The following is a 6,274-nucleotide window of genomic DNA, read 5'->3' as shown; positions in this document are numbered from 1 at the left end:
TCCCAGTCGCGGGGTTTGATCTGGTACTTCTCCGAGTCGAGGTACTCCTCGCTGCCGTCGCGCAGCGGGGTGTTCTCGCACAGCTCGTAGCCGCTGTAGATGCCCCAGGTCGGCGACAGCGTCGCGGCCAGCACCGCACGCACCTCGAAGGCGGGCCGGCCGCCGCGCTGGAGGTACTCGTGCAGGATGTCCGGGGTGTTGGCGAAGAAGTTGGGCCGCATGTAGGCGGCCGCCTCGCCGGACAGCTCGGTCAGGTACTCGGTCAGCTCCTGCTTGCTGGTGCGCCAGGTGAAGTACGTGTACGACTGCTGGAAACCGGTCTGCGCCAGGGTGTGCATCATCGCCGGCCGGGTGAACGCCTCGGCCAGGAAGATCACGTCCGGGTCGGTGCGGTTGATGTCGGCGATGACCCGCTCCCAGAACACCACCGGCTTGGTGTGCGGGTTGTCCACGCGGAAGACCCGCACCCCGTGGTCCATCCAGTGCCGCAGCACCCGCAGGGTCTCGGCGATCAGCCCGTCCATGTCCGCGTCGAAGGCGATCGGGTAGATGTCCTGGTACTTCTTCGGCGGGTTCTCCGCGTACGCGATCGTCCCGTCCGGGCGGTGGTGGAACCACTCCGGATGCTTCTGCACCCACGGATGGTCGGGCGAGCACTGCAACGCGAAGTCCAGGGCGATCTCCATGCCCAGGCCTCTCGCTTCCCGCACGAACCAGTCGAAGTCCTCGATCGTCCCCAGCTCCGGGTGCACCGCGTCATGGCCGCCCTCGGGGGAACCGATCGCCCACGGCACCCCGACGTCCTGCGGTCCGGGCGAGAGCGTGTTGTTGCGGCCCTTGCGGAAGGTGTGGCCGATCGGATGGATCGGCGGCAGATACACCACGTCGAAGCCCATCGCGGCGATCGCCGGAAGCCGGCGGGCCGCGGTGCGGAACGTGCCGTGCGGCCGCTCCGGTGTGCCCTCCGAGCGCGGGAAGAACTCGTACCAGGAGCCGTACAGGGCCCGTTCCCGCTCCACCAGCAGCGGCAGCGTCTCCGACGCCGTCACCAGCTCCCGCAGCGGATAGTGGGCCAGGACCGCGTCCACCTCCGGCGTCAACGCTGCGGCGAGACGTGTGGCGACCGGCAGGATGTCGTTGCGCAAGGTCTCCACGGCCGCCAGCACCGCCGTACGCTCCGGGCCCTGCGGAACCCCGGCCGCCGCCCGTTCGTACAGGTCGGCGCCCTCCTCCAGGGCCAGCCCGGTGTCGATGCCGGCCGGCACCTTTATGCCGGCCGTGCGGCGCCAGGTGGCCAGCGGGTCGCTCCACGCCTCGACGCGGTACGTCCAGCGTCCCTCGACGTCGGGGGTGACCTCGGCGCCCCAGCGGTCGGTGCCGGGCGCCAGTTCCCGCATCGGCGTCCAGGGGCCGTGTCCGCCCTCCGGATCCGTCAGGACGACGTTGCAGGCGACCGCGTCGTGGCCCTCGCGGAACACGGTCGCGGTGACCTCGAACGTCTCGCCCACGACGGCCTTCGCCGGACGCCTGCCGCACTCCACGGCGGGCCTGACGTCCCGCACCGGAATGCGGCCGATGACCTGGTTCGAACTCATGGGATGCACCTCCGCCGTGCTCGAGGCCGGGTCCGTGGCCCGGCCGGGGATCCAAGCTGCCGGAAGGTGCCTACCTCCCCGCGGGGGAACGCCGGCCCGTGGCCGGCGGGGCCCGTCTGTCCCGGACGCGGGTCCCGGGCCGCTCGCTGTCCTCCCGGAGGTAGGCGGTCAGAGTGGTCCGCAGATAGCGCTCGGCGGCGTCCGCGGCCTCGCGCGCGCAGCGCTTCCCCATCAGCACGCAGAGGGTGTAGCCCGAGTTCTCGAAAGTGGCCCGAACCCTGCGGTCGGTGGGGGCCGCGAGCATCATGCGTTCCCACGCCCGGTACCGCCGCAGTTGGCGGGCCACTTCGGCTTTGGCCGGCAGCAGCATGGTGCCGTTCACCTTCCAGGGGCTCGATGGCGCGTCTCCCGACCGTCGGGCGGTGGCCATGCGCGGGCGCGCACGGATCCGTTACGGGCATCGAGGTCTTCACACATGGTGCACGCGTCACGACTCAGCGTCTTGTTGGAGCTTCAACCACCTCGTGCGTCCCATTCACCTCGGTCACCTCGTCGCTTCTCTCGTGTTGCACGAATGGCGTAGCCCGTCCACGCTTGAGGTGACTCAGAAGCGATCAGTGCTCACGCTTCGTGTTCGGGGCCCAGGCCCCGCAGGGGGTGAGGGGAAGCGAGAGCTTCGCCGGTGAGGAGCGAACGACGATGAAGACCGCATCGCCCTGCTACTACCACCTCGACGTGGAGGTCAGCCCGGAACGGGTCGGACAGGTCAGGCGCATCCTGGCCGCTCACCTCCGGTACTGGGACCTGGACATCCTGGTCGAGCCCGTCTGTCGAGGCACCGAGATGCTGCTGAAGGCCATCGACGAGCACGCCACGGACAAGAACACGTCGATCGAGATGTGGTGGAACGGCCAGCACCTCATCACCGCCATCGGTGAGAACGACTGCGAACTGCGCCCGGACCAGGACCTGCGCGGCTGTCTGGAGCACATCGCCGCGATGAGCGACGGCTGGGGCTGCTGCGCCACCGACACCGGCAGCAAGGTCATCTGGTTCTCGCAGCGCGCCCGAGCCGGCGAGCGTGTCCCGCTCGTCCCCACGGCGCCGTGGCCCAGCCTGCCCGAGGTGCTCCAGGTGCCCCGCGAGGTGCCCGTCGCGGCCCTGGCCGGGCCCGCGAGCACGCCGGACGGCGTTCTGGAGGATGCGCGGTGACCGCGCGCCGACCGCAGCGGAAAGGGGTGCCCGTGTGGAGCGGGCGCCCCTACCCGCTGGGCGCCACCCATGACGGGAACGGCACCAACTTCGCCCTGTTCAGCGAGGTCGCCGAACGCGTCGACCTGGTTCTCGTCGACGACCGCGGCACGCACCGCGCCGTCCAGATGAACGAGGTCGACGGCTTCGTGTGGCACTGCTACCTGCCCGGCATCCGGCCCGGGCAGCGTTATGGCTTCCGGGTGCACGGCCCCTGGCAGCCGGCCCTCGGCCACCGGTGCAATCCGGCCAAGCTCCTGCTGGACCCGTACGCCAGAGCCGTGGACGGGCAGGTCGACAACCACGCCTCGCTCTTCGAGCGCGCAGCGGACGGCCCGTCCCCCGCCGACAGCGCCGGGCACACCATGCTCGGCGTGGTCACCGACCCGGCCTTCGACTGGGGCGACGACCGGCCGCTCGGGCGGTCGTACGCCGACAGCGTGATCTACGAGGCGCACGTACGGGGCCTCACCCGGACCCACCCCGACGTCCCACCCGACCTGCGCGGCACCTACGCGGGTCTCGCGCACCCGGCGGTAGTCGAGCACCTGACCTCGCTCGGCGTCACGGCCGTCGAGCTGATGCCGGTGCACCAGTTCGTGCAGGACGGCGTGCTCACGGACCGCGGCCTGTCCAACTACTGGGGCTACAACACCATCGGCTTCTTCGCGCCGCACAACGCCTACGCCGCCCACGGCACCCGCGGCCAGCAGGTCACCGAGTTCAAGTCGATGGTGAAGGCGCTGCACGCGGCCGGCCTCGAAGTGATCCTGGACGTCGTCTACAACCACACCGCCGAGGGCAACGAGAAGGGCCCGACCCTGTCCTTCCGCGGCATCGACAACGCCTCGTACTACCGCCTCGTGGACGGCGACTGGGGCCACTACTACGACACCACCGGCACCGGCAACAGCCTGCTGATGCGCCACCCCTACGTCCTGCAGCTGATCATGGACTCGCTGCGGTACTGGGTCACCGAGATGCATGTCGACGGCTTCCGCTTCGACCTCGCGGCCACGCTGGCCCGGCAGTTCCACGAGGTGGACCGACTGTCGGCGTTCTTCGACCTGATCCAGCAGGACCCGGTGATCAGCCGGGTCAAGCTGATCGCCGAGCCGTGGGACGTGGGCGAGGGCGGCTACCAGGTGGGCAACTTCCCGCCCCTGTGGTCGGAGTGGAACGGCAAGTACCGGGACTGCGTACGGGACTTCTGGCGCGGCCAGCCGCACACGCTCGGCGAGTTCGCCTCCCGGCTGACCGGCTCCGCCGACCTGTACCAGCACAGCCGGCGCCGCCCGCGGGCCAGCGTCAACTTCGTCACCGCGCACGACGGGTTCACCCTGCGCGACCTCGTCTCCCACAACGACAAGCACAACGAGGCCAACGGCGAGGGCAACCGGGACGGCGAGAGCACCAACCGCTCCTGGAACTGCGGCGCCGAGGGCGAGACCGCCGACCCGGCCGTCCTGGACCTGCGCGCCCGTCAGCAGCGCAACTTCCTGGCCACCCTGCTGCTCTCGCAGGGCATCCCGATGCTCTGCCACGGCGACGAGCTGGGCCGTACCCAGGGGGGCAACAACAACGCCTACTGCCAGGACAACGAAGTCTCCTGGATCGACTGGCGGCTGACCGAGGACCAGCAGGCGCTGGCCGACTTCACCCGGTACGTCATCGGGCTGCGCGCGGCCCACCCCGTGCTGCGCCGGCGCCGCTTCTTCCGCGGCGAGACCGTGACGCACGCGGGCCAGCCGCTGCCCGACCTGGTGTGGCTGCTGCCGGACGCACGCGAGATGGCCGACGAGGACTGGGACCGCTCCGACGCCCACTCCGTCGGCGTCTTCCTCAACGGCGACGCCATCGCCGAACCCGATCCGTGCGGCGAGCCCGTGGTGGACGACTCCTTCCTGCTCCTGCTCAACGGTTACTGGGAGCCGGTGGACTTCCTCCTGCCGGACGTCACCTACGGCGAACGCTGGACGACCCTGATCGACACCGCCGAGCCGCAGGGCGCCGACGAGGCCGAGCACAAGGCGGGCACGGAGATGACGGTCGAGGCACGCAGTCTCGTCCTGCTGTCGAGGCCATCGCGCAAGGCCAAGTGACGCGCCACGCCGTCCGTCAGCGTCAGCGTTCGCGTCGCGAGGTCACCGTGAACTGCGCGCCGTCGGGGTCGCGCAGGACGGCTTCCTCGCTGCCCTTGGACAGGACGCTGCCGCCGTGCACCTCCGCGGCCCGCACACAGGCCGCCACGTCCGAGACCGCGAAGTGGACCTGCCAGTGCGGCCGGATCGCGGGATCGGGAGCGGACCCCAGCGCACCCGACTCGATGCGCGCCACCACATCGCCCCGGCTGCGCAGGACGACCTCGCCGCCCTCGTAGTGCACCTCGCAGCAGCCGGGACGGTCCGACGCCCAGTCGAGGACCTCGCCGTAGAAGATCGCGGCGTCGAAGGCATCACGCGTGTGGAGCTTGATGAAGGCCGGCTGGGCCTCGCGCCAGCTCTCCCAGTTCGCGACGAGCTCGCCCTCCCAGATCCCGAAGGTCGCGCCGTCCCGGTCGGCGAGCAGCGCCGCCCGCCCGGGCGGGAAGGACAGCGGCCCCACTGCCGCCGTACCACCGCGCTCCTGGGCCCGCGCCGCCGCCTCGTCCGCGCTGGGCACGGCGAAGTACGGCGTCCAGGCCACCGCCATCTGCCACATGGAGGCCACCGCGGCGATCCCGGCCACGGGTGTGCCGTCCGCCAGCGCGACCCGGAAGCGGTCGCCGAGCTTCGCCGGCTGCCACTCCCAGCCCAGCACGGCCCCGTAGAACTCCTCCGTGGTCTGCTGGTCGCGGCTGGTCAGGCTCACCCAGCAGGGCGCGCCGAACACTGAGTGCGTGGACAGGACCTTCTTGGTGGTGCTGGGTCGTTTCAGGTCGTGGTTCATGGCGTTCCTGTCCTGCTCTCGTCGGCCGGGGGCCACAGGTTTCCTCCCAGTGTCCGACCGGAACCGCTCGGGGCGCCTGCCGAGTACCCCGGTGGCGGCACCGAAACGGTGGCCTGTCCGCGTCCCGTCCGGTGGCGCGGGGCCGGACGAGTGACAGGATGGAAGCGTGTCAGCAGTACCGGGCGAACCCGCCGACGAGTCGGACCGCATCTTCGAGCTGCAGGCAGAGATCGACCAGCTCAAGGAGGCGGTGGCGTCGCATGCCGTCGTCGACCAGGCGATCGGCATGGTCGTCGCGCTCGGCAGGGTCACACCCGACCAGGGGTGGGAAGTGCTCAAGGACGTCTCCCAGCACACCAACATCAAGCTGCGCAACGTCGCCGAACTGATCCTCCTGTGGGGGCGGGCCGGGCAGATGCCCCCGGAAATCCGCGCCGAGCTGGAAGAGGCCCTCGACCGCTACGGCCCCACGCAGATTCCCGGGGTGCCGCCGGAGTGAC

The 6,274-nt window shown here is 70.6% G+C and carries 6 protein-coding genes; 3 read left to right on the top strand and 3 right to left on the bottom strand.

Annotated features, from left to right (window positions below):
• Both AC5P09_RS15165 and AC5P09_RS15160 read right to left on the bottom strand, forming a co-directional pair.
• The coding region (locus AC5P09_RS15165; RefSeq protein WP_493874391.1) for an alpha-1,4-glucan--maltose-1-phosphate maltosyltransferase at positions 1-1,595 on the bottom strand (1,595 nt) is incomplete at its 3' end.
• A 70-nt stretch (positions 1,596-1,665) separates the two neighbouring features.
• Entirely contained in the window at positions 1,666-1,965 is a 300-nt protein-coding gene (locus AC5P09_RS15160; protein ID WP_493874390.1) for a DUF5133 domain-containing protein, read from the bottom strand.
• Positions 1,966-2,294: 329 nt separating this feature from the next.
• On the opposite strand from AC5P09_RS15160, the gene AC5P09_RS15155 reads away from it, so the two are divergent.
• Together AC5P09_RS15155 and glgX are read left to right on the top strand one after the other, a co-directional pair.
• Complete coding sequence (locus tag AC5P09_RS15155) at positions 2,295-2,807, top strand: pep a2 (RefSeq protein WP_493874389.1); 513 nt, start codon at positions 2,295-2,297, stop codon at positions 2,805-2,807.
• Positions 2,808-2,833: 26 nt separating this feature from the next.
• The gene (gene glgX, locus AC5P09_RS15150; protein ID WP_493874400.1) at positions 2,834-4,948 is read left to right on the top strand and encodes a glycogen debranching protein GlgX; all 2,115 of its coding nucleotides are present in this window, start codon (positions 2,834-2,836) and stop codon (positions 4,946-4,948) included.
• A 22-nt stretch (positions 4,949-4,970) separates the two neighbouring features.
• On the opposite strand, the gene AC5P09_RS15145 is transcribed toward glgX, so the two are convergent.
• Positions 4,971-5,774, bottom strand: coding sequence for a VOC family protein (locus tag AC5P09_RS15145; protein WP_493874388.1), 804 nt, complete (start codon positions 5,772-5,774; stop codon positions 4,971-4,973).
• Between the two features lie 166 nt (positions 5,775-5,940).
• Between AC5P09_RS15145 and AC5P09_RS15140 the strand changes: the two genes are divergently transcribed.
• Positions 5,941-6,273 (top strand): ANTAR domain-containing protein, encoded by a 333-nt coding sequence (locus tag AC5P09_RS15140; protein ID WP_307672554.1) that lies wholly within the window; start codon positions 5,941-5,943, stop codon positions 6,271-6,273.
• Position 6,274 lies beyond the last annotated feature (1 nt).

The organism is Streptomyces sp. a15 (assembly GCF_059026085.1).
The sequence above is the reverse complement of the archived record's forward strand: the minus strand, read 5'-3'. Positions and strand labels throughout refer to the sequence as shown.

Coding starts and splice junctions, on each gene's coding strand:
- AC5P09_RS15155 (WP_493874389.1), top strand. CDS start 2,295: ATGAAGACCGCATCGCCCTGCTACTACCACCTCGACGTGGAGGTCAGC.
- AC5P09_RS15160 (WP_493874390.1), bottom strand. CDS start 1,965: ATGCTGCTGCCGGCCAAAGCCGAAGTGGCCCGCCAACTGCGGCGGTAC.
- AC5P09_RS15145 (WP_493874388.1), bottom strand. CDS start 5,774: ATGAACCACGACCTGAAACGACCCAGCACCACCAAGAAGGTCCTGTCC.